This window comes from Caulobacter sp. D5 (genome assembly GCF_003185805.1).
Lineage (GTDB): Bacteria > Pseudomonadota > Alphaproteobacteria > Caulobacterales > Caulobacteraceae > Caulobacter.
Map to the genome: position 1 here is coordinate 1 of NZ_QHJY01000416.1, position 3,731 is coordinate 3,731.

Annotated in this window: 2 protein-coding genes; both read left to right on the plus strand. The window is 71.8% G+C overall.

What is annotated here, in order from left to right; translation table 11 throughout:
- Positions 1-908 (plus strand): PD-(D/E)XK nuclease family protein (locus DMC18_RS22565; protein ID WP_199232611.1); only part of this gene is annotated, 908 nt, incomplete at its 5' end.
- A 160-nt stretch (positions 909-1,068) separates the two neighbouring features.
- Positions 1,069-3,731: double-strand break repair helicase AddA (gene addA / locus DMC18_RS22570; RefSeq protein ID WP_233248257.1), on the plus strand; the 2,663-nt coding region annotated here is incomplete at its 3' end.

Sequence of the window (3,731 nt, forward strand, 5' to 3'; positions counted from 1 at the left end):
ACGCCCCCGGCCCCTACGCCCCGGTCCGGCGCCCGGCCCCCTGCCCGCCGGTCGCCGACCGCCCGCGCAAGATGGCCGTCACCCGCGTGGAGGCCCTGACGCGCGATCCCTACGCCGTCTGGGCGCGCGACATCCTCAAGCTCTATCCCCTCGACCGTCCGGACGAGCCGGTGGAGGCCCGTGCGCGCGGCACCGCCATCCACGCCGCCTTCGAGGTGTTCGCCGAGACCTATCCGCAAGACCTGCCTCCCAACGGCGCCGAGATCTTCGAGGGCCTCTACATCGCCGAACTGGTCGCCGCCGGCATGCCGCCCTCGGCCCTGGCCCGCGAGCGCGCCCTGGCCCACGAGGCGGCCCTGTGGGTCATGGACCTGGAGGCCCGCCGCCGCGCGAACGCCGAGAAAATCGTGGTCGAGGCCGCCGGCGAGATCACCTTCCAGGTCGACGGCCGGCCCTTCACCCTGACGGCCAAGACCGACCGCCTGGAGCCGACCCGCGACGGCCTTGCCGCCCACATCCTCGACTACAAGACCGGCGCCGCCCCCAGCCAGAAGCAGGTCGACACCGGCTTCTCGCCGCAGCTGACCCTGACGGCGGCGATCCTGCAGAACGGCGGCTTCCCCGAACTCGGTCCGCGCGCGCCCGGGGACCTCACCTATGTCCGCGTCACCGGCCGCCGCCCGGCCGGCGAGGAGCAGACCCGCGCCAAGGCCGGCGGCGAGAGCGAGGACGCCGCCCGCAAGGCCTTCGACGGCCTGGTCGAGCTGATCCGCAAGTACGACGAGCCGACCCGGCCGTATCTCTCGCGCACCGCGCCGCAGTTCGTGCACGACCACGCGGGGGACTATGGCCACCTGGCGCGGGTGTTCGAGTGGTCCACCAGCGGCGATGAGGGGGACGGGGAATGAGGGCGAGCCTGTCTTCCAAGACCCCCCCCCTGAAGGGGGAGGTGTCGGCGAAACCGACGGAGGGGGAAGTGTCTGCTTCCGTCTGCGGCTTCGTCGAACTCATCAGGGACTTCCCCCTCCGGCCCTCCGGGCCACCTCCCCCTTCAGGGGGAGGGTCGCGATGACCGCCCTCGATCCCCAGCGCATCGCCGCCGACCCGGCGATCTCCGCCTTCGTCACGGCCAACGCCGGCTCGGGCAAGACCAAGACCCTGATCGACCGGGTCGCGCGCCTGCTGCTGGGCGGCGCCGAGCCGGCGGCGATCCTGTGCGTGACCTACACCAAGGCCGCCGCCGCCGAGATGCAGCACCGATTGTTCGACCGGCTGGGCAAGTGGTGCATCACGCCCGACGACGCGCTGCGCGCCGAGATCGCCGACCTGGTGGACCGCCCGGCCAACGAGTTCGACGCGGCCGCCCTGTCCAAGGCCCGCAGCCTGTTCGCCAAGGCGCTGGAGACCCCCGGCGGCCTGAAGATCCAGACCATCCACGCCTTCTGCGAGAAGCTGCTGCGGCGCTTTCCGATCGAGGCTGGGGTGTCGCCCGGTTTCCAGGTGATGGACGACGGGGCCTCGTCGGCCGTGGCTCAGGCGGCGCTGCACAAGCTGGCCGACCACGTCACCCACTCGGGCGACGTGTTCGCCGACGCCTATGCCCGCTTCTCGGTGGCCTTGGACTTCGCCTCCTTCGAAGCGATGTTCGCGACCTTCGAGCACCAGCGCTCGGGCATCGCCGCCTATCTCGACCGCTGCGGCGGGCTGGAGGGCGTGATCGCCGACCTCTGGACCGTCTGCGGCTTTCCCGAACCGACCACCGCCGACGAGGTGGCGGCCGAGGCCATGGCCGATCTCGACCGGGTGCTGTGGCGCTCGATCGCCGACGTGCTGGCCGGCGGCGGCAAGACCGACATCAAGTGCGGCGAGCAGATGCGGGCCGTCGCCGTCGATCCCGGCGCGACGCTGGAAGAAGCCCTGGCCGCCCTGTTTACCGAGAAGGGCGTCGGCACGCCCGCCACCTGGCCAGCCAAGACCTCGGGCCTGAAGAGCCGCGAAGACCTGCGCGAACGGCTGCTGGCCGAGCAGGAGCGCCTGGAGGAGGCCCGCGAATACCTCCGCGCCGCCAAGGTGGCCGAGGACAGCGTCGCGGCCCTGCGGCTGGCGGCGCTCTACCTGGCCAAGTTCATCGAGGAAAAGCAGGCCCACGGGGCGCTCGACTTCTCCGACCTGATCGAGAAGACCCGCGACCTGCTGACCCGCAAGGTCGACGCGGCCTGGGTGCTCTACAAGCTGGACGGCGGCGTCAGTCACATCCTGCTCGACGAGGCCCAGGACACCGCGCCCGAGCAGTGGGAGATTCTGTCGGCCCTGACCGAGGACTTCTTCGCCGGGGCCGGGGCGCCGGGCCGCGACGGCAAGGCCGCCGACGGCCGCACCCTGTTCATCGTCGGCGACGAGAAGCAGTCGATCTATTCCTTCCAGGGCGCCCAGCCCGAGCGCCTGCTGATCGAGACGCAGGGCTATATCGCCCGCATCGAGGCTGTCGGCCGCACCGGCAAGGCCGTGCCGCTGTCGATGTCCTACCGCTCGACCCAGCAGGTGCTGAGCTTCGTCGACGCGCTGTTCGAGGCCCCCGAGGCGCGGATGGGCCTGGCCCCCACCGGCGAGGACATCCCGGGCCACGAGGCCTTCCGCCGCGACCATCCGGGATGCGTCGATCTGTGGCCGCTGGAGCGCGAGCCGGTCGCCGCCGAGCGCGAGGCCTGGGATGCGCCGCTGGACGTCGAGACCGAGCAGGGCGCCAACCGCCGCCTGGCCGAAAAGATCGCCGCCGAGATCAAGGCCCTGGTCGAGCGCGGCGATGCGGTGTTCGACAAGGACTCCCGGACCTGGCGCCCGGCCCACTACGGCGACGTGCTGGTGCTGGTGCGGCGGCGCAAGGCGCTGTTCGAGGAGGTGCTGCGGGCACTGAAGCGGCGCGGCGTGCCGGTGGCCGGCGCCGACCGGCTGTCGCTGTCGGCCCACATCGTCTTCGACGACCTGCTGGCCTTGGGCCGCTTCTGCCTGTTCCCGGACGATGATTTGACGCTGGCGGCGCTGCTGAAGAGCCCGTTCTGCGGCCTGGCGGACGATGATCTCTACGCCCTGGCCAAGGGGCGGCGCGGCACGCTGTGGACCGTGCTGGCCGCCCGCGCCGACGAGCGGCCGCTGTGGCGCGAGGCCCACGCCCTGCTCGACTGGGCCCTGACCGCCCGTCGCCGCCGCCAGCCCTACGAATTCTACGCTCTGTTCCTGGGCAAGCTGGACATCAACGGGACCAGCAACCGCGCCCGCGCCCTGACCCGCCTGGGCGAAGAGGCCGCCGACGCCCTGGACGAGTTCCTGGCCCAGATCACCAACGCCGAGGCCCGGGGCGTGCGCGACCTGGAGACCCTGGTCGCCGAGTTCGCGGCGTTGGACATCGTGGTCAAGCGCGAGATGGAGGGCGTGCGCCGGCAGGTGCGGGTGATGACCGCCCACGGCGCCAAGGGCCTGGAGGCGCCGATCGTCTTCCTGCCCGAGACGACGATGAAGGGCGGGGCGCGCGGCTCGCCGCTGCTGGCGACGGCGGACAAGGGCTATGTCTGGTGCGCCTCAGGCAAGCACGACTGCGAGGCCTCGGCGAGCGCCCGGAAACTGCGTGAGGACAAGGCCCAGCAGGAGGCCTATCGCCTGCTCTATGTGGGTCTGACCCGGGCGCGCGACCGCCTGATCCTCTGCGGCCGCATCGACGCCCGCACCAAGGACGA